Origin of the sequence: Enterobacter asburiae (genome assembly GCA_011754535.1) — a bacterium.
Taxonomy (GTDB): Bacteria; Pseudomonadota; Gammaproteobacteria; order Enterobacterales; family Enterobacteriaceae; genus Enterobacter; species Enterobacter cloacae_N.
The window spans coordinates 1,806,413-1,829,590 of the sequence record JAAQVN010000001.1 but is presented as its reverse complement, the minus strand read 5'-3'; the positions used below and the strand labels follow the sequence as shown (position 1 = coordinate 1,829,590).

Below are 23,178 nucleotides of genomic sequence, written 5' to 3'. Positions count from 1 at the left end.
TTTTTTTATTCTATTCCTTAGGTATTCAACTTCCCTGCCGGCTGATTTCTTTCAAGAGACGATATCTGCTCAGGCTGAACATCATCCTCATCCTTACGCCCATCAAGCCAGTAATCCGCATTTTTAATCCCCAGACGCACCGGATCAAACTGTGGATCCAGCCCCTGCGCATTCTGAATTTCATAATCCTTCAGACTAACAAACGCTTTTTTATGCAACAGAACAATGGCAATAATGTTGAGCCATGCCATCAGCCCTACCCCAATATCCCCCAGCCCCCATGCCAGATCCGCGGTACGAACCGTCCCATAGACCGTAGAGGCCATCAGACAGAGCTTGAGCAGAAACGTCAGCCACGGGCGGTGAATTTTACGGTTGATGTAGGCGATATTGGTTTCGGCAATATAGTAGTAGGCAATAATCGTGGTGAAGGCAAAGAAGAACAGCGCAATGGCAACAAAGTAATTACCAAAGCCCGGCATCATACTTTCCATCGCCGTCTGCACGTAGCCAGGACCTGCGGCCACGCCTGCAATTCCCGTATAAAGCGCGGCGCCGTCGACGCCCTGGACGTTATACAGCCCGGTAATCAGCAGCATAAACCCGGTCGCAGAGCAGACAAACAGCGTGTCGATATAGACCGAGAATGCCTGTACCAGCCCCTGCTTCACCGGATGGCTTACCGCCGCCGCGGATGACGCATGCGGCCCGGTCCCCTGCGCCGCTTCGTTAGAATAGACGCCGCGCTTAACGCCCCACATAATCGCCTGACCGAGGATGGCGCCAAAGCCTGCTTCCAGGCCGAACGCGCTTTTCCAGATCAACAGAATAACCGAAGGGAGCTGGTTAATATTAATGGCAATAATCACGCAGGCGACAATAATATAGCCCAGCGCCATAAATGGAACGACCATACTGCTAAAGCTGGCGATCCTTTTCACGCCGCCGAAAATAATAAAGCTTAACAGCACAGCAAGTAATGCCGCGGTCACGTTCGGACTCAGACCAAAGGCAATATCCAGGCTCGCACCAATTGAGTTTGCCTGCACGCCCGGAAGTAATAACCCGCAGGAGAAAATAGTCACAATGGCAAATAACCATGCGTACCACTTAACGCCTAAACCTTTTTCAATATAAAAGGCAGGACCACCGCGATATTCGCCGTTAATTTTTTCTTTATAAACCTGACCCAGGGTGGATTCGACAAATGCTGAACTGGCGCCTAAAAAAGCGACTATCCACATCCAGAAAAGCGCGCCCGGACCGCCAAAAGTAATTGCCGTGGCCACACCAGCGATATTCCCTGTCCCCACGCGGCCTGCCAGCGTCATCGTCAGCGCCTGAAACGACGACACGCCTGCATCCGTAGGACGCCCCTGGAACATCAGGGTAATCATGTGTTTCATATGGCGTAACTGCAGAAAGCGGCTACGAAGAGAGAAATAGAGGCCAACACCCAGACATAAAAATATTAACGCAGGGCTCCAGATTACACCATTAATAGCACCAACCAGTTCGTTCATGTATGACCCTCAGCGTGATGTTTCGGGGGAACGGATCCCCTGTTGCGTTTCTTCTTAGAATTTTGTTCGAACAAGTACGAAACATAGATAACTCCCCTGAAGACACAACTTAATTTTTACTCCGTAGTAATGTTCTGTGACAACATTCACGTTTGATTTTCAATTAACGATTAGCGCGATCATTATCTTCATAGATATTTTGTGGGTATTATAAACATATGTCACACTTCTACCGCTCAAATAAAAATCAGCCGTAAAAAAATTAATAATCGAATTGGTTAATTATCAATAACAGGTGAATTCTGCAAAGAATAAAAGACGCTTCCCGGCATGACGCCGGGAAGAAATTACAGGAAAGCGGTAAAACGATAATGCTTTACCTTTAGTCGGAATAGACCTGCAGCGTGCGCTGACACAGCGCTGAACGCACGCAGTCCTCTTTGGTGAAGCGTACCACCCCAATCATCTCATCTTCCTCAAAACGTGACATGGCGTCGCTCAGCCCGGATTTTACGCCGGACGGCAGGTCACACTGGGTAATATCGCCGTTAACGATAACCGTCACGTTCTCCCCGAGGCGCGTTAAGAACATCTTCATTTGCGCAGCGGTCACGTTCTGAGCCTCGTCAAGAATGACGACCGCATTTTCAAATGTACGTCCGCGCATATAGGCGAACGGCGCGATTTCCACCTTGCCAATCTCTGGCCGCAGGCAGTACTGCATAAAGGATGCACCCAGTCGCTTCACCAGCACGTCATAGACGGGCCTGAAGTAAGGGGCAAACTTCTCCGAAATGTCTCCGGGCAGGAAGCCGAGATCTTCATCCGCCTGCAGTACCGGACGGGTAACAATAATGCGCTCCACGTCCTTATGAATCAGCGCTTCCGCCGCTTTGGCCGCACTGATCCACGTTTTCCCGCATCCGGCTTCACCGGTTGCAAAGATGAGCTGTTTACTCTCGATAGCATTCAGGTAGTGCGCCTGAGCCTCATTGCGCGCCACAATTGGAGAATTATCACGGCTGTCTCGGGCCATGCCAATTGCTTCTACGCCACTCATCTGCACAAGCGAGGTGACCGATTCTTCTTCACGCTGTTTATGGCTACGTGAGTCCCGTCTCAGCACACGTTTTGCTTCGCGACGAGCTTTGATCACTGCTTTTTGTCTTCCCATGGATAGCACCTTGAGTTGTTGGTATTCATCACACGCGCCAGCTTCGGCACGATTATGCGCACGAACATCAGAGGGTTGGCTTCCTTGTAAGCCATTGCTTGCTTTATCAGATGACGATACAGAACGGCTACGCGCACCGGTCTGCACGTCGGTCGAATCAGATTCTTGAGGTGTGGGGGAGAATTTAGTGGTGAGGAAATCGCTGCCGGAGTCTAAGCCTCCGCGCCGGGTGCTGCGGTTGTTATGTTTACCATGTCCAGTACAGGACGCAACCATTCGCGATCTCCATAGTGATTCAGCATCACTGCCGGGAACTACCGCTGTCTTATCTTAAGTACATCAGGAGTTATCATAAATGCAACATTTATTTTACCTGAATGCAACTTTTCAGACTGCTCCTGCAGCGGATTCAGTCTTATATAGAAATATTACAGAAATATAACAATATGTTAGTCATATGAAAAAATAATGTCCCTGCGAACTATCGCAGGGACAATTATCAGGCTTCGAGCAGCCCTTGAGCGAGATACGCACCAGCATCGCGCGCGCCGGGCAGGGCAAAGAAATAGCCGCCGCCGATGGGCTTAATGTACTCTTCCAGCGCTTCACCGTTTAACCGCTTCTGCACCGTCAGGAAACCTTTCTCCAGATCGTGCTGATAGCAGACGAACAGCAGCCCCATATCAAGCTGCCCGGAGTTGGTCACGCCCAGCGAATAGCTGTAACCACGGCGCATCATCAGGCTGGACTGCGTCTCTTTGGTGCGCGGGTTAGCAAGGCGAATATGGCTGTCGAGCGCGATAACGTCGCCATCCGGATCGCTCGCATAGTCAGGCACATCATGCTCGTGCTTCATACCCAGCGGTGCCCCGCTCTGCTTGTCGCGGCCGAAAATCGTCTGCTGCTCTTTCAGCGGCGTGCGGTCCCAGAACTCCACGTGGAACTGGATAATCCGCACCGCCTGGTAGCTGCCGCCCACCGCCCACGCCGGTTCGCCCTGATCGGCAGTGACCCACACCACCTCCTTCATGAGCGCACCATCGTGACTGTCCGGGTTGGCCGTACCGTCCTTAAAGCCCAGCAGGTTCACCGGGGTCTCTTTCCCCTTGCTGCGCGCGGCGTGATCGGAGATAAACCCTTCCCGCTTCCAGCGCACGCTCAGCAGATCCGGCGTGTGCTTGATGATATCGCGCAGGGCGTGGATCACCGTATCCTGGGTATTGGCACAAATTTGCAGGAGCAGGTCGCCGTGGCACAGCGCCGCGTCGAGGGAGTCATTCGGGAAGCGCGTCATTTTTTGCAGCGCTTTTGGCTTCTGCTTTGCCAGGCCATAGCGGCCATCAAACATCGAGTCCCCCACCGACACGGTGATGGTCAGGTTATCCGGCGCGATAAACGCCCCGAGGATACCGGAATCCATCGGCGGCAGGCGCGGATTTGGCGTCTCCGGTGCCGGACCGCCCGCGGTAAGAAACGCGATGCGCGCCGTCAGCAGGCGGAACAGCCGCTCCAGATCCGCCTTATCGCTGGCCAGCGAATCAAAGGCCACCAGCATCATGGAAGCCTGCTGCGGCGTCAGAATGCCCGCCTGGTGCTCACCGTAAAACGGCTGCGTCTCCATCCGGGCATCCGGCGACAGCGTGCCGGGAGCGCTTTGCGGTTTCGCCGCATGCGCAACCGGGCAGCCACCTGCCAGGGCAAGCGCGCCGCCCAGCGCCCCGACCCCTTTTAACAAACGACGTCGGGAAGGTTCCGCCACGTCGTGCTCGTCATGCTTGTTCATCGTGCTTAGTCCAGACCCAGTACGCCGCGCAGCAGGGAGAGATCTTCCGCCAGGGTCGTAATCGGGCCTTTCAGCGCATTACGGTCAGCGTCGGTCAACTTGTCGTAGGTTTCGAACCCGTCTTTGGTGCGGTATTTCGCCAGAATGGTGTCCACTTTTTTGAAGTTGGCATCCACTTTCGCCAGCAGTTCGCCGTTCTCTTTCTGCAGCTGAGGACGCAGCAGGTCGACAATTTTCTGCGCGCCGTCGACGTTGGCCTGGAAGTCCCACAGGTCAGTATGGCTGTAGCGATCTTCTTCCCCGCTGATTTTGCTCGCGGCCACTTCTTCAATCAGCCCCGCCGCGCCGCCCACCACTTTTGACGGCGGGAAGGCCAGCTCGCTGATGCGCTTTTGCAGCTCCAGCACGTCAGCGTTCAGCTGCCCGGCATATTTCTCCATTCCTTTGGTGGAGTTATCGCCAAACAGGGCTTTTTCCAGACGGTGGAAGCCGGTGAATTTCGGATCGGCGGCCTTCTGCTCGTAGTCGTCTTCACGGGCATCAATGCTGCCGTCAAGGTCAGAGAACAGTTCGGCAATCGGCTCGATGCGCTCGTAGTGCTGGCGGGTTGGCGCATACAGGGATTTCGCTTTTTCGATATCGCCCGCTTTCACCGCGTCAGTGAAGGCTTTGGTGCCCGTAACCAGGTCCGCCGTCTCTTTGGTGACGTAGGCTTTATAGGCGGTGATGGCGTCGCCCAGGCTCAGCAGGGCCGTGCCTTTGGCGGCGTCCGCCGTCGCTGCACCTTTGACGATCAACTTGCCTTTCGGATTGGTCAGCAGGCCGCAGGTCATGTCGTATTCACCCGGCTGCAGGTTGGCGGTCATCTTCTGGCTGAAGCCCGGGGCGATATTCTCGCGCTCTTCCACCACCATCACGCCTTTGAGGATCTCCCACTCCAGTGCCTTCTGGCTATGGTTCTGAATGATAAACTGGGTTTTGCCGCTGTTAACCGTGATGGTCATCGGATCGCACTGCTTATCGTTGACGGTGACTTTCACCTGCGGAATCTCCGCAGCCTGCGCGGTGAAGGCAGAAGCGAACAGCGCGGCAATGCCTGCGCACAATGCACTACGACGAAACTGAATTGCCATGACTCTTCCCTTAAAAGTATGTTGTAACTAAAACGATAATTACGGCGCAACGCGCGACGTCTGCGAACCGGTACGCGGCGGCATTGCAAACAGCACCAGCGCCGGAACCAGATAGATAAAGTACATCGCCACTTCGCTGACGCTCGGCGTTTCCTGGTAGCCGAAAATGCCTTCAAGCAGGGTGCCGGTCAGTGAATGGGTGGAGAGGACGTTGCTGAGATCGAACGCCACGCCCTGGAAGTGGTTCCACAGGCCCGCCTCGTGGAAGGCGCGGATCGCCCCTGCCGCCAGCCCCGCGGCCACCAGCAGAATGAACAGGCTGGTCCATTTAAAGAAGGCGCCCAGGTTAAGGCGAATGCCGCCCCAGTAGAGCAGGAAGCCCAGCACCACCGCCGTTGCCAGACCGACCATGGCGCCCAGCGGCGGCCAGATGCCCACGTCCTGCTGGAATGCCGCCAGCAGGAAGAAGACCGATTCCAGCCCCTCGCGCGCAACGGCGAAAAAGACCATCATAATCAGCGCCCAGCCGTGGTGATTCCCCTTCTGCAGGGCGTTATCCACCGCCTGCTCCAGCTGCACCTTCACGTTGCGGGAGACTTTGCGCATCCAGAACACCATCCACGTCAGGATGAACACCGCAATCACGGCGACGATACCTTCAAACAGCTCTTGCTCTTTCTGTGGGAATTCGCCGGTAGTTTCATTGATGAGGATACCTAAACCCAGGCAGAGCGCCGCGGCAAGGAAAACGCCTACCCACATCACGCCAATCCAGCGCCCGCGCTGGGTGCGCTTCAGATAACTGGCGATAAGGCTGACAATCAGGGCCGCTTCAAGGCCTTCACGTAACATAATGAGAAATGGAACAAACATGCCGACACCTTAAATGTTTATCGCGGTCAACTGATGCAAAGAAAGGTAAATTCTTGTGATAGTGATTATCATTACGGCGAAAAGAAACACAAGCGAAATGTGTGGTGATTTGATGACGAGTTGTAAACGCAAAGCCTGTTAATAGTTACTGCCGTTACCGTTAACTTTATAAGTTATAATAAAAATGCCCATTTACGGTTAACCAGCGCTGTGGCTAAATATCCGCCTCAAAAACCAACTGAAAATAACCCATGTTTAAGATTGTCCATTTCCTGCTGGCGCTGGTGATTATTCTTGCGCTCGCCTGGCTGGTGAGTTTCGACCGCCGAAAAATTCGCATTCGTTATGTTTTACAGCTGATAGCTATTGAAATTGCGCTGGCGTTCTTTTTCCTGCACGCCGAAAGCGGGCTTTTCCTGATTAAATATGTTTCCGGCTTCTTTGAGTCACTGCTGAAATTTGCCTCGGAAGGGACGAATTTCGTCTTTGGAGGAATGGGTGAAAAAGGGCTGGCGTTTATTTTCCTCGGCGTGCTTTGCCCGATTATTTTCATTTCAGCGCTGATTGGTATTCTCCAGCACTGGCGGATCCTGCCGATTTTTATTCGAATCATCGGGACGCTGCTGTCAAAACTGAACGGCATGGGCAAGCTGGAATCCTTCAATGCGGTGAGCTCGCTGATCCTCGGCCAGTCGGAAAACTTTATTGCCTACAAAGGCGTGCTGGGGGATCTCTCCTCACGTCGCCTGTTCACCATGGCGGCCACGGCCATGTCGACGGTCTCCCTGTCGATTGTCGGCGCCTATATGACCATGCTCGACGCCAAATTTGTCGTTGCCGCGCTGATCCTGAACATGTTCAGCACCTTTATTATTCTCTCGGTTATTAACCCGGTGCGTCCGGAAGCCGAGCCGGATATCAAGCTGGAGAAGCTGCACGAATCCCAGAGCTTCTTTGAAATGCTCGGCGAGTATATTCTGGCCGGTTTTAAGGTAGCGATGATTATTCTGGCAATGCTGATTGGCTTTATCGCCCTCATCAGCGCGGTTAACGCCCTCTTCTCCAGCGTATTCGGCATGAGCTTCCAGCAGATCCTGGGCTATGTGTTTTATCCGCTGGCGTGGCTTATCGGTATTCCGCTGAGCGATGCGCTCAATGCGGGCAGCATTATGGCAACCAAGCTGGTGGCAAATGAATTTGTGGCGATGATTGAGCTGCAAAAAATTGCCCATGAAATGTCACCGCGCGGGCTGGGCATTTTGTCCGTCTTCCTGGTGTCGTTCGCAAACTTCGCCTCCATCGGCATCGTCGCGGGGGCGATTAAGGGGCTGAACGAGCAGCAGGGCAACGTGGTGTCGCGGTTTGGTCTGCGCCTGGTGTACGGTGCGACGCTGGTGAGCCTGCTGTCGGCGAGCTTTGCGGGATTAGTGCTGTAAATTGCTTTGCTACAAAACAACAACGGCGGGATTTCCCGCCGTTTTTTATTAAAACTGCACGCACACCGGCTGGTCGACGCGCATCACCGACTCCTGCGCGAAGCGTGACTTATAAATCCCGCGCAACGCTTCGATATTCTTCTCGCTCTGGGCATCTTTCCCGTGGATCAGCATCAGCGCCTTGCTCGGCTCGCGCGCCACTTTCCCGTCATTCCCCAGCCACTGGCCGCGCGCATCAAACACCGTTAAGCCATCGCGAAAGCGCGGCGTCACATCCTGGTCAACAAACTGCTGCCACTCGCTGCCGGTGATCTGCGCCCCGGCAGGACGATTTAAGCCAAAATAGAGCGTGGTCTGCTGCATCTGGTTATCCGCTTTGCAGGTCTCTACCGCTGCGTGTTGCGATGGCGCGTTGCAGCCAGCCAGCATCAATAATGCCGCTGCCATTACCCCTGTTTTGATGATCATGCTTCGCTATCCTCATTGTTATAAGCACAGCGATATCAACGTAAATTGCAGAATTTAGCAAGAGAGGTTTATTCCCTCTCCCCTTTGGGGAGAGGGTTAGGGTGAGGGGAAAATTACTCTGCCTGAAGCTTAGTCGGCGGCGCAGTGTGGTAATGCGCGTCCGCTTCCGCAAAGCGCTTCTGCATGGAGGCTGACGGGGCTTTACCCAGCAGGCTGAACACCACAATACCGATGCTGCCGAAGAGGAAGCCCGGAATGATTTCGTACAGGCCCAGCCATGCGAACTGTTTCCAGACGATAACGGTGACCGCACCGATGATCATTCCCGCCAGCGCGCCGTTGCGGGTCATGCGTGACCACATGACGGAGAACAGGACGACCGGACCAAACGCGGCGCCAAAGCCCGCCCACGCGTAGCTCACGAGGCCCAGCACGCGGTTTTCCGGGTTGGCCGCCAGCGCAATCGCCACCAGCGCCACCACCAGCACCATAAAGCGCCCTACCCACACCAGCTCTTTCTGGCTCGCGTCTTTACGCAGGAAGGCCTTGTAGAGGTCTTCGGTGATTGCGCTGGAGCAGACCAGCAGCTGGCAGCTCAGGGTGGACATCACCGCCGCCAGGATCGCGGAGAGCAGAATGCCGGCAATCCACGGGTTGAACAGAATTTGCGCCAGCTCGATGAACACGCGTTCGGCGTTCTGGTTCACCGCGCCCGCCTGCGCCGGGTTATTGTTGAAGTACGCGATACCGAAGAAGCCGACCGCGCACGCCCCCGCCAGACACAGGATCATCCACGTCATGCTGATGCGACGGGCATGCACGATGGTGTGGTGAGAATCCGCCGCCATAAAGCGCGCCAGAATGTGCGGCTGACCGAAGTAGCCCAGACCCCAGCCCATCAGGGAGACGATGGCCACGAAGTTCAGCCCTTTCAGCATGTCGACGTTTTCGATGCTCTTCTGCTTGATCACTTCCAGCGATTCGCCAAAGCCGCCGACGGTGAAAATCACAATCACCGGGGTCAGGATCAGGGCGAAGATCATCAGGCTCGCCTGCACGGTATCGGTCCAGCTTACCGCCAGGAAACCGCCCACGAAGGTATAGAGGATGGTCGCCGCGGCACCGGCCCACAGGGCGGTTTCGTAACTCATGCCGAAGGTGCTTTCGAACAGACGCGCGCCGGCCACAATGCCGGAGGCACAGTAGATGGTGAAGAACAGCAGGATGACTACCGCAGAGATAATGCGCAGGATGCGGCTGTTGTCTTCAAAACGTCCGGTGAAGTAGTCCGGCAGCGTCAGGGCGTTGTTGTTGGCCTCGGTATGCACGCGCAGACGGCCTGCCACCAGCTTCCAGTTGATCCACGCGCCGACGGTCAGGCCGATGGCGATCCAGCTTTCGGAAATACCAGAGATGAAAATCGCGCCCGGCAGCCCCATCAGCAGCCAGCCGCTCATGTCGGAGGCGCCCGCAGAGAGTGCGGTCACCATCGGGCCTAAACTGCGGCCGCCCAGGATGTAGTCGTCAAAGTTCTTCGTCGAACGCCATGCCAAAAACCCTATCAGGATCATGCCAAAAATATAAACGAGAAATGTCACCAGCATCGGTGTGCTAATAGCCATTCAAATTCTCCAAAATGTCGAGCGACAGCCGTCCGGGCTGCCTTGTTATGTCATCACCGGAACGTAGTGATGTGTGTATGTGTTTCCGTTGGGCGCGCTATCCTGCCGTATGCGCATCCCGCTGACAAACGATTTAACACTGCATTTACATCAAATTCATCCCCGGTTTGATACGAGTTTCCTATAGGTTGCACTCGCTCACGCTTTTACGGGTTGCACCTTTGAAAAGTGTTAACTCCCGCATAAAAACAGGCTTCCCGCACAAAAGCCAGCGCGTTTTTCCAGCTAACCATTCGTTAACAATCCATTCATTTTCCGGGTTGCAAACCAGGTCACATTTAACACGGTTGCACAAAGTTGCAACATGGTGGATATTTCACGCTATCTACAGAACGCTATTACAGAACAACAGGAGTTTTGGCATGGGGATGACCACCATGGGGGTTAAGCTGGATGACGCGACCCGCGAACGGATTAAGACCGCAGCAACCCGCATTGACCGCACACCGCACTGGTTAATCAAGCAGGCGATTTTCAACTATCTGGAAAGGCTGGAGAGCGAAGAAGGCCTGCCGGAGCTGCCTGCACTGCTGGCGGGCGCAGCGAACGAAAGCGACGACGCCGCGACGGGGGTAGAAGAGAATCACCAGCCGTTCCTCGAATTTGCCGAGCAGATCCTGCCGCAGTCCGTCAGCCGCGCCGCCATTACCGGCGCCTACCGCCGTGCAGAAACCGATGCCGTGCCGATGCTGCTGGAGCAGGCTCGCCTGCCGGAAGCCATTGCCGCACAGGCGCATAGCCTGGCGTATCAGTTAGCTGACAAGCTGCGCAACCAGAAAACCGCCACCGGCCGCGCCGGGATGGTTCAGGGTCTGCTGCAGGAGTTTTCCCTCTCTTCACAGGAAGGCGTGGCGCTGATGTGTCTGGCGGAAGCGCTGCTGCGTATTCCGGATAAAGCCACCCGCGACGCGCTGATCCGCGACAAGATCAGCAACGGCAACTGGCACTCCCACATTGGCCGCAGCCCGTCGCTGTTCGTCAACGCGGCGACCTGGGGCCTGCTGTTTACCGGCAAGCTGGTCTCCACCCATAACGAAGCCAACCTCTCCCGCTCCCTGAACCGCATCATCGGTAAGAGCGGCGAGCCGCTGATCCGCAAAGGCGTGGACATGGCAATGCGCCTGATGGGCGAGCAGTTCGTCACCGGGGAAACCATTGCCGAAGCGCTGGCGAACGCCCGCAAGCTGGAAGATAAAGGTTTCCGCTACTCCTACGACATGCTGGGCGAAGCGGCCCTGACCGCCGCCGACGCGCAGGCCTATATGGTCTCTTACCAGCAGGCGATCCACGCTATCGGTAAAGCGTCCAACGGTCGCGGTATTTATGAAGGTCCTGGCATCTCCATTAAGCTCTCCGCCCTGCACCCGCGCTACAGCCGCGCGCAGTACGACCGGGTGATGGAAGAGCTCTACCCCCGCCTGAAGTCTTTAACACTACTGGCTCGCCAGTATGACATCGGCATTAACATCGACGCCGAAGAGGCCGACCGTCTGGAGATCTCTCTCGATCTGCTGGAAAAACTGTGCTTCGAGCCGGAGCTGGCAGGCTGGAACGGCATTGGTTTCGTTATTCAGGCCTACCAGAAGCGCTGCCCGTTCGTCATTGATTACCTGATTGACCTGGCCAGCCGCAGCCGCCGTCGCCTGATGATCCGTCTGGTGAAGGGCGCCTACTGGGACAGCGAAATCAAACGCGCCCAGATGGAAGGGCTGGAAGGCTATCCGGTTTATACCCGCAAGGTTTACACCGACGTATCTTACCTCGCCTGTGCGAAAAAGCTGCTCGGCGTGCCGAACCTGATCTATCCGCAGTTCGCCACCCACAACGCCCACACCCTGGCCGCCATTTACAGCCTCGCGGGTCAAAACTACTATCCTGGACAGTACGAGTTCCAGTGCCTGCACGGCATGGGTGAACCGCTGTACGAGCAGGTGACCGGGAAAGTGGCGGACGGCAAGCTGAACCGCCCGTGCCGCATCTATGCTCCGGTGGGAACCCACGAAACCCTGCTGGCGTACCTGGTGCGTCGTCTGCTGGAAAACGGCGCGAACACCTCCTTCGTTAACCGCATCGCCGACACCACCCTGCCGCTGGACGAACTGGTGGCCGATCCAGTGCAGGCCGTTGAGAAGATGGCGGCGCAGGAAGGCCAGATTGGCCTGCCGCATCCGAAGATTGCCCTGCCGCGCGAGCTGTATGGCGCCGGTCGCGTTAACTCGGCGGGTCTGGATCTCGCCAACGAACACCGTCTGGCGTCCCTCTCCTCTGCCCTCCTCAACAGCGCGCTGCAGAAGTGGCACGCCAAACCGATGCTGGAGCAGCCCGTTGCAGACGGCGAAATGCAGCCGGTGATCAACCCGGCAGAGCCAAAAGACATCGTCGGCTACGTGCGTGAAGCGACCGAAGCGGAGGTTGACCAGGCGCTGGAAAGCGCGGTGAACAACGCACCAATCTGGTTCGCCACCCCGCCGCAGGAGCGTGCCGCGATTCTGGAACGCGCCGCGGTGCTGATGGAAGATCAGATGCAGTCGCTCATCGGCATTCTGGTGCGCGAAGCGGGTAAAACCTTCAGCAACGCCATCGCCGAAGTACGCGAGGCCGTTGACTTCCTGCACTACTACGCCGGTCAGGTGCGCGATGATTTCGATAACGAAACCCACCGTCCGCTGGGTCCGGTCGTTTGTATCAGCCCGTGGAACTTCCCGCTGGCGATCTTCACCGGCCAGATTGCCGCCGCTCTTGCCGCAGGCAACAGCGTGCTGGCAAAACCGGCAGAGCAAACCCCGCTGATTGCCGCGCAGGGCATCAACATTCTTCTGGAAGCCGGCGTGCCGGCGGGCGTGGTCCAGTTGCTGCCGGGCCGCGGTGAAACCGTCGGCGCTAAGCTGACCTCCGATAACCGCGTGCGTGGCGTGATGTTTACCGGTTCGACCGAAGTGGCGTCTCTGCTGCAGCGCAATATTGCCACCCGTCTGGATGCGCAGGGCCGTCCTACCCCGCTCATCGCGGAAACCGGCGGCATGAACGCCATGATCGTTGACTCCTCTGCCCTCACCGAGCAGGTAGTGGTCGACGTGCTGGCCTCCGCCTTCGACAGCGCTGGTCAGCGCTGCTCCGCCCTGCGCGTGCTGTGCCTGCAGGACGACGTGGCGGACCACACGCTGAAGATGCTGCGCGGCGCGATGGCCGAATGCCGCATGGGCAACCCGGGCCGTCTCACCACCGACATTGGGCCGGTGATCGACGCGGAAGCCAAAGCCAACATTGAAAACCACATTCAGGCCATGCGCGCGAAAGGCCGTCCGGTGTTCCAGGCGGTGCGCGAGAACAGCGAAGATGCCCGCGAGTGGCGGACCGGCACCTTTGTGCCACCAACGCTGATTGAGCTGGCAAGCTTCGACGAGCTGAAAAAAGAGGTCTTCGGCCCGGTGCTGCACGTGGTGCGCTACAGCCGTAACAACCTCAAGGAGCTTATCGATCAGATCAACGCCTCCGGCTATGGTCTGACGCTCGGCGTGCATACCCGTATCGACGAAACCATTGCGCAGGTCACCGGCAATGCCAAAGTCGGCAACCTGTACGTTAACCGCAACATGGTTGGCGCGGTCGTGGGCGTGCAGCCGTTCGGCGGCGAAGGCCTCTCCGGCACCGGTCCAAAAGCGGGCGGTCCGCTCTACCTGTACCGTCTGCTGGCGAACCGTCCGGAAAACGCCCTGGGCGTCACCCTGGCGCGCCAGGACGCAAGTTATCCGGTGGATACACAGGTGAAAACCGTGCTGACGCAGCCGCTGGAGGCGATGATCGCCTGGGCGGAAAAACGTCCTGAGCTGCGTGCGGTTGCCCGGCAGTACGGGGAGCTGGCGCAGGCGGGCACCCAGCGCCTGCTGCCGGGGCCAACCGGCGAGCGCAACACCTGGACGCTGATGCCGCGCGAGCGCGTGCTGTGCGTGGCCGATAACGAGCAGGACGCGCTGGTGCAGCTGGCCGCGGCGATGGCAACCGGCTGTGAGGTGCTGTGGCCGGAAGATGCGCTGCATCGCGATCTCGCCAAACAGCTGCCGAAAGCGGTCTCTGCCCGCATTCGCTTCGCGAAGGCCGATGCCCTGCTGACCCAGCCGTTTGACGCCGTAATTTACCACGGCGATTCCGACCAGCTGCGCGAGCTCTGCGAGCAGGTGGCAGCCCGCAGCGGGGCGATTGTTTCGGTGCAGGGCTTCGCCCGCGGGGAAACTAACCTGCTGCTGGAGCGCCTGTACGTGGAGCGCTCGCTCAGCGTCAACACCGCGGCGGCGGGGGGTAACGCCAGCCTGATGACAATCGGCTAACGCTGTGCTAATAAGGCTCCGGAGACGGAGCCTTATTTTATTGGGGAGTATATGAAACGATATCTTATCGCTGGTGCCGCACTGCTGCTGAGCGCCAGCGCGCTGGCCAACGAGTGCGACAAAGCAACCACCCAGCTTGAAATGAATACCTGTAGCGCGCAGCAGTACCAGGCTGCCGATAAAAAGCTCAACCAGACCTATCAGGCCGCCATTAAACGTGCAGCGGCTCCCCAGCGCGACCTGCTGAAAAAGGCGCAGCAGGCCTGGATTGCCCTGCGCGACGCGGACTGCGCGTTTATCGGTTCGGGGACGGAAGGCGGGAGCGTCCAGCCAATGATTGTTAACCAGTGCCTGGCGGAAAAAACCGTGGAGCGTGAAGCGTTTCTGGCCTCGCTGATGCAGTGTGAAGAGGGCGACCTAAGCTGCCCCCTCACCCCGGCCCTCTCCCCATAGGGGCGAGGGAGAAAAGACAGCACAGAGCAGTCCCCTCTCTCCATAGGGGCGAGGGCTAAAAGACAGCACAGAACAGTCCCCTCTCCCCTTTGGGGAGAGGGTTAGGGTGAGGGGGGGAACTAGCGCGCGCGGATCCCTTCAATAATCATCCGCTGCACGTTTTCCAGCGTACTCTGGAAAAACGCCTCGTCCTGGAGCGTTTTGCCGGTCACCGCCTCAACCTGGGCCGCAAAGTCAGCGTAATGCTGGGTGGCGGCCCAAATCATAAAGATCAGGTGCTGCGGGTCAACCGGGGCCAGCTTACCGCTGGCGACCCATCCGGCAATAATTGCCGACTTATCGTCCACCAGCTGCTTTAAATCTCCGGTGAGTTCCGCCTGCAGCAGCGGCGCGCCCTGTAGCATCTCAAGACAGAACAGCCTTGATGCCTGCGGGTAATCGCGCGACACCTCCAGCTTCAGGCGAATATACTCTTCGATCGCCACCAGCGGGGCCAGCTCTTCGCGGAAGGCCTTCAGCGGTGCCAGCCAGATATCGAGGATCTGCTGCATCACCGCCACGTACAGCGCCTCTTTCGACGGGTAATAGTAGAGCAGATTGGTTTTGGATACCCCGGACTGCTCCGCCACCTGCTCCAGGCGCGTGCCGTGAATGCCAAACTGCGAAAAGGTCTCCAGCGCCGCGCTGAGGATCGCCTGCTTCTTGGCGCTCACCGCCTGCGAACGTTTACCTGGTGTTTTCACTGCGCCTTGTGCCATTCCCGCTCTCCTTATTCTGCGTTGCCCTCAGCATAGCAAAACCCCCGTCTCGCCACGACATTCTGCACTCCCATCGCGCATGAATGCCTGTTTTCTGTGCAACGTTTTTGACCAGTTAGTCCACATTTGCCGACATCAATTCCCCAACCTCTGATTAACACATTAATAACACAGCCATTTTCAAAACTGGCACCGCCTTTGCAAAACCACCGTTACACCTGCGACGTAATGAAGAGAGGTTCGTGATGAAAATTGGCGTATTTGTACCCATCGGCAACAACGGCTGGCTTATCTCGACCACTGCACCGCAATACATGCCGACCTTCGAGCTGAATAAAGCCATCGTGCAGAAAGCGGAGCACTACCATTTCGACTTTGCGCTTTCGATGATCAAGCTGCGCGGCTTTGGCGGTAAAACCGAATTCTGGGATCACAACCTGGAGTCCTTTACCCTGATGGCCGGGCTGGCCGCGGTCACCTCGCGGATCCAGATCTACGCCACCGCCGCCACCCTCACTCTCCCCCCGGCGATCGTGGCGCGCATGGCGTCCACCATCGACTCCATCTCCGGCGGGCGCTTTGGCGTTAATCTGGTCACCGGCTGGCAAAAGCCGGAGTACGAGCAGATGGGGCTCTGGCCGGGTGACGATTACTTCTCCCGTCGCTACGACTACCTGACCGAATACGTGCAGGTGCTGCGCGATCTGTGGGGCACCGGCAAAAGCGATTTCAAGGGGGACTTCTTCACCATGAACGACTGCCGCGTCAGCCCGCAGCCGTCGGTGCCGATGAAGGTAATTTGCGCCGGGCAGAGCGACGCGGGGATGGAATTCTCCGCCAAATACGCCGACTTCAATTTCTGCTTCGGTAAAGGAGTCAACACCCCTGCCGCCTTCGCCCCGACCGCCGCGCGGATGAAAGAGGCCGCCGACAGGACCGGGCGCGACGTGGGCTCCTACGTGCTGTTTATGATCATTGCCGACGAAACCGACGAGGCCGCACGCGCCAAATGGCAGCGCTATAAGGATGGTGCCGACGAGGAGGCCCTGAGCTGGCTTACCGAGCAGAGCCAGAAGGATACCCGCTCCGGCGCGGATACCAACGTGCGCCAGATGGCCGACCCGACCTCTGCCGTCAATATCAACATGGGCACCCTGGTCGGCTCGTATGCCAGCGTCGCCAGAATGCTTGACGAAGTGGCGGCCGTGCCCGGTGCCGAGGGCGTCCTGCTTACCTTTGATGATTTCCTCACCGGCGTGGAGACCTTCGGCGAGCGCGTCCAGCCGCTGATGCAGTGCCGCGCCCACATCCCTGCCGTCACGAAGGAGGTGGCGTAATGACGACCCTTAACGCACGCCCGGAAGCCATCACCTTTGCGCCTGAGCAGAGCGCGCTGATCGTGGTGGATATGCAAAACGCCTACGCCAGTAAAGGCGGCTATCTGGACCTGGCGGGGTTCGACGTCTCCGCCACAAGGCCTGTGATCGAGAACATCAAAACCGCCGTCGCCGCCGCGCGCGAAGCGGGGATGCTCATCATCTGGTTTCAGAACGGCTGGGATGACCAGTACGTCGAGGCCGGCGGCCCCGGCTCGCCCAACTTCCACAAGTCGAACGCCCTGAAAACCATGCGCAGGCGGCCCGAACTGCAGGGCAAGCTGTTGGCAAAAGGCGGCTGGGACTATCAACTGGTGGACGAACTGGTACCGCAGGCGGGTGATATCGTCCTGCCGAAACCGCGCTATAGCGGCTTTTTTAACACCCCGCTCGACAGCCTGCTGCGCAGCCGGGGCATTCGCCATCTGGTCTTCACCGGGATCGCCACAAACGTCTGCGTGGAGTCGACCCTGCGCGACGGCTTTTTCCTCGAATATTTTGGCGTGGTGCTGGAAGACGCGACCCATCAGGCCGGGCCGGAATTCGCCCAGAAAGCGGCCCTGTTCAATATCGAAACCTTTTTTGGCTGGGTCAGTAACGTTGCAGATTTCTGCGACGCCCTGAATCCCCCGCTCGCCCGTATCGCCTGAGGAGACACCTGATGCCAAAATCCGTGATTATTCCGCCGGGGACCAGCACCCCGATTGCCCCGTTTGTTCCCGGCACCCTCGCCGACGGCGTGGTGTATGTCTCCGGCACGCTGCCGTTTGATAAAGACAACAACGTGGTGTTTATCAACGACCCAAAGGCGCAAACCCGCCACGTGCTGGAGACGATCAAAACCGTGATCGAAACGGCGGGTGGCACCATGGAGGACGTGACCTTCAACAGCATCTTTATCACCGACTGGAAAAACTACGCCGCGATTAACGAGATTTACGCCGAGTTCTTCCCCGGCGATAAACCGGCCCGGTTCTGCATTCAGTGCGGGCTGGTGAAGCCGGACGCGCTGGTTGAAATCGCCACCGTTGCGCACATCGCGAAGTGAGGCAGCCATGAAACTCTCCGTCTCGCCGCCCCCGTATGAGGGCGCGCCAGTAGTGGTCTTTATTTCCGGTCTCGGCGGCAGTGGCAGTTACTGGCTGCCCCAGTTGGCCGCGCTGGAGCCGGAGTATCAGGTGGTGTGCTATGACCAGCGGGGAACAGGCAATAACCCCGACACCCTGCCGGAAGGGTACAGCCTTGCGCAGATGGCGGACGAGCTGGCCCAGGCGCTGGCTGATGCCGGGATTGCCCGCTACAGCGTCGTGGGTCACGCGCTGGGGGCGCTGGTCGGCCTGCAGCTGGCCATCGACAGGCCCGAAGCACTCACCGCGCTGGTGTGCGTCAACGGCTGGCTGACCCTCAACGCCCACACTCGCCGCTGCTTTCAGATCCGCGAGCGCCTGCTCCATTATGGCGGCGCCCAGGCGTGGGTCGAGGCGCAGCCGCTGTTTCTTTATCCGGCAGACTGGATGGCGGCCCGCGCGCCACGCCTGGAGGCAGAAGAAGCGCTGGCGCTGGCCCATTTCCAGGGCAAAGCCAACCTGCTGCACAGGCTCAGCGCCCTGAAAAAGGCCGACTTCAGCCGCCATGCCGCGCGGATCCGCTGCCCGGTACAGATCATCTGTTCCGCCGACGACATGCTGGTGCCCTCTGTCTGCTCGTCCGAGCTGCAGGCGGCGATCCCGCACAGCCGCAGCGCGGTAATGCGCCAGGGCGGGCATGCCTGCAACGTTACCGAGCCGGACACCTTTAACACCCTGCTGCTGAACGGGCTTGCCAGCCTGCTGCACAGCCCTGAACCCGCTTTATAAGGAGCCTTGATGAGCGAAGCCATTACGCCCGCTGCGCTGGAAACCCTGTTTACCAGCGCCCGCACCCACAACGGCTGGCTGGATATTCCGGTCAGCGACGAGACGCTGCGCGAGATCTACCACCTGATGAAATGGGGGCCAACCTCCGCCAACTGCTCCCCGGCACGGATTGTGTTTGTGCGAAGCGCAGAGGGAAAAGAGAAGCTGCGCCCGGCGCTCTCCAGCGGCAACCTGGAGAAAACGCTCACCGCCCCGGTTACGGCAATTGTCGCCTGGGACGGTGAATTCTACGAGCGCCTGCCTGAACTGTTCCCGCACGGCGATGCCAGAAGCTGGTTTACCGCAAGCCACGCGCTGTCGGAAGAGACCGCCTTTCGCAACAGCTCAATGCAGGCCGCCTACCTGATTTTCGCCTGTCGCGCCCTGGGGCTGGACACCGGCCCGATGTCGGGCTTTGACCGCCAAAAGGTTGACGAGGCCTTTTTCACCGGCACAACGCTTAAAAGCAATCTGCTGATCAACATTGGCTACGGCGATACCCGCAAACTCTACGGGCGCCTGCCGCGCCTGGCCTTCGACGATGCCTGCGGACTGGCGTAAGGAGCGATCGTGATGACACTGGATAAACAAACCTTTCGCGACGCCATGGCCTGCGTTGGCGCGGCGGTCAACATCATCACCACCGACGGCGCGGCGGGGATAGCAGGCTTCACCGCCAGCGCGGTGTGCAGCGTCACGGATTCACCGCCCACCCTGCTGGTGTGCCTGAACCGCGGCGCGTCCGTCTGGCCAACGTTTAGCGAAAACCGCACCCTGTGCGTGAATACCCTGCGCGCCGGGCAGGAGCCGCTGTCCAATCTGTTTGGCGGGAAAACGCCGATGGAGGAACGCTTTGCCGCTGCCCGCTGGCAGACGGGCGACACGGGCTGCCCGCGCCTGGAGGATGCGCTGGCCTCGTTTGACTGCCGCATCAGCCAGGTGGTGAGCGTCGGCACCCACGACATTCTGTTTTGCGACATTGTTTCGATTGTTCGCCACCCCGCGCCGCAAGGGCTGGTGTGGTTTGACCGTGGCTACCACGCGCTTATGCGACCCGCCTGTTAACCCGCTCTAAGGAGACAGACCATGTTCGGATTTCCCCACTGGCAGTTGAAATCGACCTCCACAGAAGCAGGCGTGGTCGCGCCGGATGAACGCCTCCCGCTCGGGCAGACGATGGTGATGGGCGTTCAGCATGCGGTCGCCATGTTTGGCGCCACGGTACTGATGCCAATGCTGATGGGGCTGGACCCCAACCTCTCTATTCTGATGTCGGGTATCGGCACGCTGCTGTTCTTTTTCGTCACCGGCGGGCGCGTGCCCAGCTACCTCGGATCCAGCGCCGCCTTTGTCGGCGTTGTCATCGCCACTACCGGATTTAACGGCCATGGGATCAACCCCAACCTGAGCGTGGCCCTCGGCGGCATCATCGCCTGCGGTCTGGTGTACACCCTGATTGGTCTGGTGGTGATGAAGATCGGCACACGCTGGATCGAACGGATGATGCCCCCCGTCGTGACGGGCGCCGTGGTGATGGCGATTGGCCTGAACCTTGCGCCTATTGCGGTAAAAAGCGTCTCCGCCTCGCCGTTTGAAAGCTGGATGGCGGTGATCACGGTGCTGTGCATTGGCCTGGTGGCGGTATTTACGCGGGGGATGATCCAGCGGCTGCTGATTCTGGTCGGGCTGATTGTTGCCTGTCTGGTTTATGCGCTGCTGGCCAACGTTTTTGGCCTCGGCAAGCCGGTTGATTTTACCCTGCTTCACCAGGCCGCCTGGTTCGGCCTGCCGAAGGTGACCTCACCCACCTTTAACACCCAGGCGATGATGCTTATCGCCCCGGTGGCGGTGATCCTGGTGGCGGAAAACCTGGGGCACCTGAAAGCTGTGGCGGGGATGACCGGGCGCAGCATGGACCCGTACATGGGCCGCGCGTTCGTCGGCGACGGGCTGGCGACTATGCTCTCCGGTTCCGTGGGCGGCAGCGGCGTCACCACCTACGCGGAAAACATCGGCGTGATGGCGGTGACCAAAGTTTACTCCACGCTGGTCTTCGTGGCGGCGGCGGTGATGGCGATGCTGCTCGGCTTCTCACCGAAGTTCGGCGCGCTGATCCACACCATTCCGTCACCGGTCATCGGCGGCGCGTCGATTGTGGTGTTCGGGCTGATCGCCGTGGCCGGGGCGCGCATCTGGGTGCAGCATCGGGTCGACCTCAGCCAGAACAGCAACCTGATCATGGTGGCCGTCACGCTGGTGCTGGGCGCGGGTGATTTTGCCCTGACGCTGGGCGGGTTTACGATTGGCGGAATTGGTACGGCGACCTTCGGCGCGATCCTGCTTAACGCCCTGCTGAGCCGCCGGATGGCCGCTGCGCCGCAGGGCGAGGTGGTACATCAGGATTCGTGAAATCTCCAGGTCGGGTGACCCGACCTGGAGATTTCTTAAGAGAGCCAGGATGTAAAGCTATCACTCTTGCTCAAACAGCCGTTCGATAGATTTTGTAGGGAAGAACAAAGAATGGCTGTTTTCACCTGTCAGCGGGATAAACCCCTGCTTCAGATAAAATCGTTTTGCCTGCTCGCTAAGGGCATCAACAAATATTCCGTGTACTCCCACAGCCTGTGATGCCCGGTAGACAACGCGCATAGCATGCGCAACGAGCGTTGCTCCCCACTCGTTTCCCTGTAGTGTTTTATCTACAGCCAGACGTCCCAGCGTCACGCTGGGTACGTTGATATAAGGGATCCGGCGCTGCTGCGTCTTAGAAGGAAGCATCGCTCTTTCAAAGCAGCTCCCCGATAACGTGTAATAACCCAGGACGCGCGGACGATCGCGCTCTTTAAGCAGGTAGGCTCGCAAAATACGCCCATTGTGCTGACGTACCAGGTGTTCTGCAAGGAAGGCATTTAGCGAGGGTTCTCCACAATCAAAATCCTCGAAGTCGTAATCGGTTCCCTCAGATAACATTTCGATCGTGAGATTTGCCACGACGCTTCACTCCATGTTTCGAAGACGTTTTGCTGCTCGTTTCAGGCGTTCGTTTGGCTCAGGCGGATTATCAATGGCATCCATCACCGCATTCCATGATGCTTCGTTTAATACGAGACGACGGTGCTGCTCAATGACCTCTGCAGCACGCTCTGACGCACTGTTCACCATAAACTGGGTGATGGTCTGGTTCGTCATCGCCGCCGCTTCTTCAATCATTGTTTTGTCTTCGTCCGTTAAGCGAAGATCGATACGCTGTTTTTTAAGTGCTGGCATGGTTTACTTCACCGTGTACGGTATTTATCCGTACACATCGTAGATAAGCTCGTTCTTTTTTTCAATCTAAACCTTCTTTTGCCGTCAAATCCCTGACCTCACTCCGACGCTTTCTGAGCTTTAACTCGCTCACCAGCACCCCGGCGACAATAAATGCCGCGCCCACCAGCGCGAGCAGCGGTAAACGCTCACCGGCAATGCGTCCGAAAATCCCCGCCCAGACCGGTTCACCGGTATAAATCACCGTCGCGCGGGTTGGCGATACGCTGCGCTGCGCCCAGTTCATGGTGACCTGAATAATGGCGCTAAAAATACCCAACCCAAGCGCGACCACCACCAGCCCGGTGGACATCGGCGGTACGGACTCCCCTGCCGGCACCATCGTCGCAAACGCCACCAGCGACGCGGTGGCGAGCTGCACCACCGTCACCCGTTTGACGTCTACCTTGCCCGCCCAGGCGCTAATCAGAATAATTTCCGCCGCAATGGCAATCGCCCCAATCAGGGTGATGATTTCGCCCGGCCCCAGCGCCAGCAGGTTATTTTCCGGCCCGGCCAGCAGGATCAGGCCGATAAACGCCAGCACGATGCCAATACAGGACATCAGGCCCGGAATTCTGCCGAGACAGAGCCACTGCAAAAGCGGCACCAGCGGCACATACATCGCTGTGATAAACGCGGATTTGCTGCTGGAGATGGTCTGCAAACCCCACGTCTGCAGGCTGTAGCCCATCGCTATTGCCACCCCAATCGCCACGCCCGCCTTGAGCTCTTTCAGCGTCAGGCCCCGCAGCGTTTTAAGGGATATCAGCCCCACGGCTATCGCCGCCGTCGCGAAGCGCAGGCCAACGAAAAAGAAGGGATCGCTGAGGGTCACCGCGTACTGGACGGCCAGAAAGGTCCCGCCCCAGAACATGGTGATGAGAATGAGGATAGCTTCCTGCGGTTTTACGGAAAATTTAAAGCGTGAGACGGACATGCGGCACCAGCAAGTGAGATCAATTCTCTAGTGTGCGTCGCCTTTGGTTACAG

At 58.1% G+C, this 23,178-nt stretch carries 21 protein-coding genes; 10 read left to right on the top strand and 11 right to left on the bottom strand.

Annotation, left to right across the window (positions count from 1 at the left end; genetic code table 11):
- Positions 1-17 precede the first annotated feature (17 nt).
- The 5 genes from HBM95_08520 to HBM95_08500 form a co-directional block, all read right to left on the bottom strand.
- On the bottom strand, positions 18-1,523 hold the full coding sequence (locus HBM95_08520; protein ID NIH42972.1) for an alanine:cation symporter family protein: 1,506 nt from the start codon (positions 1,521-1,523) through the stop codon (positions 18-20).
- Between the two features lie 382 nt (positions 1,524-1,905).
- Entirely contained in the window at positions 1,906-2,973 is a 1,068-nt protein-coding gene (phoH, locus tag HBM95_08515; GenBank protein ID NIH42971.1) for a phosphate starvation-inducible protein PhoH, read from the bottom strand.
- A gap of 223 nt (positions 2,974-3,196) precedes the next feature.
- Positions 3,197-4,480 (bottom strand): deferrochelatase/peroxidase EfeB, encoded by a 1,284-nt coding sequence (gene efeB / locus HBM95_08510; GenBank protein NIH42970.1) that lies wholly within the window; start codon positions 4,478-4,480, stop codon positions 3,197-3,199.
- A gap of 5 nt (positions 4,481-4,485) precedes the next feature.
- Positions 4,486-5,613, bottom strand: coding sequence for an iron uptake system protein EfeO (locus tag HBM95_08505; GenBank protein NIH42969.1), 1,128 nt, complete (start codon positions 5,611-5,613; stop codon positions 4,486-4,488).
- Positions 5,614-5,652: 39 nt separating this feature from the next.
- Positions 5,653-6,486, bottom strand: a complete 834-nt coding sequence (locus HBM95_08500) for an FTR1 family protein (protein NIH42968.1) — start codon at positions 6,484-6,486, stop codon at positions 5,653-5,655.
- A 251-nt stretch (positions 6,487-6,737) separates the two neighbouring features.
- On the opposite strand from HBM95_08500, the gene HBM95_08495 reads away from it, so the two are divergent.
- Complete coding sequence (locus tag HBM95_08495) at positions 6,738-7,922, top strand: NupC/NupG family nucleoside CNT transporter (GenBank protein NIH42967.1); 1,185 nt, start codon at positions 6,738-6,740, stop codon at positions 7,920-7,922.
- A 48-nt stretch (positions 7,923-7,970) separates the two neighbouring features.
- Here HBM95_08495 and HBM95_08490 read toward each other — a convergent pair whose 3' ends face one another.
- The gene (locus HBM95_08490) at positions 7,971-8,390 is read right to left on the bottom strand and encodes a DUF3574 domain-containing protein (protein NIH42966.1); all 420 of its coding nucleotides are present in this window, start codon (positions 8,388-8,390) and stop codon (positions 7,971-7,973) included.
- 113 nt (positions 8,391-8,503) lie between these two features.
- Positions 8,504-10,012 carry a sodium/proline symporter PutP gene (gene putP, locus HBM95_08485; protein NIH42965.1) on the bottom strand — a complete coding sequence of 503 codons (1,509 nt, stop codon included), beginning with the start codon at positions 10,010-10,012 and terminating at the stop codon, positions 8,504-8,506.
- Between the two features lie 422 nt (positions 10,013-10,434).
- Between putP and putA the strand changes: the two genes are divergently transcribed.
- Positions 10,435-14,397 (top strand): trifunctional transcriptional regulator/proline dehydrogenase/L-glutamate gamma-semialdehyde dehydrogenase, encoded by a 3,963-nt coding sequence (gene putA, locus HBM95_08480; protein NIH42964.1) that lies wholly within the window; start codon positions 10,435-10,437, stop codon positions 14,395-14,397.
- 51 nt (positions 14,398-14,448) lie between these two features.
- Complete coding sequence (locus HBM95_08475; protein ID NIH42963.1) at positions 14,449-14,850, top strand: lysozyme inhibitor LprI family protein; 402 nt, start codon at positions 14,449-14,451, stop codon at positions 14,848-14,850.
- A 119-nt stretch (positions 14,851-14,969) separates the two neighbouring features.
- Here HBM95_08475 and rutR read toward each other — a convergent pair whose 3' ends face one another.
- Positions 14,970-15,608: an HTH-type transcriptional regulator RutR gene (rutR, locus tag HBM95_08470; GenBank protein ID NIH42962.1), complete on the bottom strand. Its 639-nt coding sequence runs from the start codon at positions 15,606-15,608 to the stop codon at positions 14,970-14,972.
- Positions 15,609-15,853: 245 nt separating this feature from the next.
- Here rutR and rutA point away from each other — a divergent pair, with 245 nt between their 5' ends.
- The 7 genes from rutA to rutG are packed head-to-tail and all read left to right on the top strand — an operon-like array spanning position 15,854 to position 21,288.
- Positions 15,854-16,945, top strand: coding sequence for a pyrimidine utilization protein A (gene rutA, locus HBM95_08465; protein ID NIH42961.1), 1,092 nt, complete (start codon positions 15,854-15,856; stop codon positions 16,943-16,945).
- Positions 16,945-17,634, top strand: coding sequence for a pyrimidine utilization protein B (gene rutB / locus HBM95_08460; GenBank protein NIH42960.1), 690 nt, complete (start codon positions 16,945-16,947; stop codon positions 17,632-17,634). The genes rutA and rutB overlap by 1 nt, the downstream gene beginning before the upstream one ends.
- 11 nt (positions 17,635-17,645) lie before the next feature.
- Positions 17,646-18,032, top strand: a complete 387-nt coding sequence (gene rutC / locus HBM95_08455; GenBank protein ID NIH42959.1) for a pyrimidine utilization protein C — start codon at positions 17,646-17,648, stop codon at positions 18,030-18,032.
- Positions 18,033-18,039: 7 nt separating this feature from the next.
- Complete coding sequence (rutD, locus tag HBM95_08450; protein ID NIH42958.1) at positions 18,040-18,840, top strand: pyrimidine utilization protein D; 801 nt, start codon at positions 18,040-18,042, stop codon at positions 18,838-18,840.
- A gap of 9 nt (positions 18,841-18,849) precedes the next feature.
- Entirely contained in the window at positions 18,850-19,440 is a 591-nt protein-coding gene (locus tag HBM95_08445; GenBank protein NIH42957.1) for a malonic semialdehyde reductase, read from the top strand.
- A 9-nt stretch (positions 19,441-19,449) separates the two neighbouring features.
- Positions 19,450-19,944 carry a pyrimidine utilization flavin reductase protein F gene (gene rutF / locus HBM95_08440; protein NIH42956.1) on the top strand — a complete coding sequence of 165 codons (495 nt, stop codon included), beginning with the start codon at positions 19,450-19,452 and terminating at the stop codon, positions 19,942-19,944.
- Between the two features lie 21 nt (positions 19,945-19,965).
- Positions 19,966-21,288, top strand: a complete 1,323-nt coding sequence (gene rutG / locus HBM95_08435; GenBank protein ID NIH42955.1) for a pyrimidine utilization transport protein G — start codon at positions 19,966-19,968, stop codon at positions 21,286-21,288.
- Between the two features lie 60 nt (positions 21,289-21,348).
- Here rutG and HBM95_08430 read toward each other — a convergent pair whose 3' ends face one another.
- The 3 genes from HBM95_08430 to HBM95_08420 form a co-directional block, all read right to left on the bottom strand.
- A complete protein-coding gene (locus tag HBM95_08430) occupies positions 21,349-21,870 on the bottom strand; it encodes a GNAT family N-acetyltransferase (GenBank protein NIH42954.1) in 522 nt (173 codons plus the stop codon).
- A gap of 6 nt (positions 21,871-21,876) precedes the next feature.
- Complete coding sequence (locus tag HBM95_08425; protein ID NIH42953.1) at positions 21,877-22,146, bottom strand: DUF1778 domain-containing protein; 270 nt, start codon at positions 22,144-22,146, stop codon at positions 21,877-21,879.
- A 61-nt stretch (positions 22,147-22,207) separates the two neighbouring features.
- Positions 22,208-23,125, bottom strand: coding sequence for a DMT family transporter (locus tag HBM95_08420; protein NIH42952.1), 918 nt, complete (start codon positions 23,123-23,125; stop codon positions 22,208-22,210).
- Positions 23,126-23,178: the final 53 nt, after the last annotated feature.

Bases quoted from the DNA above. Each gene is read 5' to 3' on its own strand.
- HBM95_08520 (NIH42972.1), bottom strand. From the start codon at position 1,523: ATGAACGAACTGGTTGGTGCTATTAATGGTGTAATCTGGAGCCCTGCG.
- phoH (NIH42971.1), bottom strand. From the start codon at position 2,973: ATGGTTGCGTCCTGTACTGGACATGGTAAACATAACAACCGCAGCACC.
- efeB (NIH42970.1), bottom strand. From the start codon at position 4,480: ATGAACAAGCATGACGAGCACGACGTGGCGGAACCTTCCCGACGTCGT.
- HBM95_08505 (NIH42969.1), bottom strand. From the start codon at position 5,613: ATGGCAATTCAGTTTCGTCGTAGTGCATTGTGCGCAGGCATTGCCGCG.
- HBM95_08500 (NIH42968.1), bottom strand. From the start codon at position 6,486: ATGTTTGTTCCATTTCTCATTATGTTACGTGAAGGCCTTGAAGCGGCC.
- HBM95_08495 (NIH42967.1), top strand. From the start codon at position 6,738: ATGTTTAAGATTGTCCATTTCCTGCTGGCGCTGGTGATTATTCTTGCG.
- HBM95_08490 (NIH42966.1), bottom strand. From the start codon at position 8,390: ATGATCATCAAAACAGGGGTAATGGCAGCGGCATTATTGATGCTGGCT.
- putP (NIH42965.1), bottom strand. From the start codon at position 10,012: ATGGCTATTAGCACACCGATGCTGGTGACATTTCTCGTTTATATTTTT.
- putA (NIH42964.1), top strand. From the start codon at position 10,435: ATGGGGATGACCACCATGGGGGTTAAGCTGGATGACGCGACCCGCGAA.
- HBM95_08475 (NIH42963.1), top strand. From the start codon at position 14,449: ATGAAACGATATCTTATCGCTGGTGCCGCACTGCTGCTGAGCGCCAGC.
- rutR (NIH42962.1), bottom strand. From the start codon at position 15,608: ATGGCACAAGGCGCAGTGAAAACACCAGGTAAACGTTCGCAGGCGGTG.
- rutA (NIH42961.1), top strand. From the start codon at position 15,854: ATGAAAATTGGCGTATTTGTACCCATCGGCAACAACGGCTGGCTTATC.
- rutB (NIH42960.1), top strand. From the start codon at position 16,945: ATGACGACCCTTAACGCACGCCCGGAAGCCATCACCTTTGCGCCTGAG.
- rutC (NIH42959.1), top strand. From the start codon at position 17,646: ATGCCAAAATCCGTGATTATTCCGCCGGGGACCAGCACCCCGATTGCC.
- rutD (NIH42958.1), top strand. From the start codon at position 18,040: ATGAAACTCTCCGTCTCGCCGCCCCCGTATGAGGGCGCGCCAGTAGTG.
- HBM95_08445 (NIH42957.1), top strand. From the start codon at position 18,850: ATGAGCGAAGCCATTACGCCCGCTGCGCTGGAAACCCTGTTTACCAGC.
- rutG (NIH42955.1), top strand. From the start codon at position 19,966: ATGTTCGGATTTCCCCACTGGCAGTTGAAATCGACCTCCACAGAAGCA.
- HBM95_08425 (NIH42953.1), bottom strand. From the start codon at position 22,146: ATGCCAGCACTTAAAAAACAGCGTATCGATCTTCGCTTAACGGACGAA.
- HBM95_08420 (NIH42952.1), bottom strand. From the start codon at position 23,125: ATGTCCGTCTCACGCTTTAAATTTTCCGTAAAACCGCAGGAAGCTATC.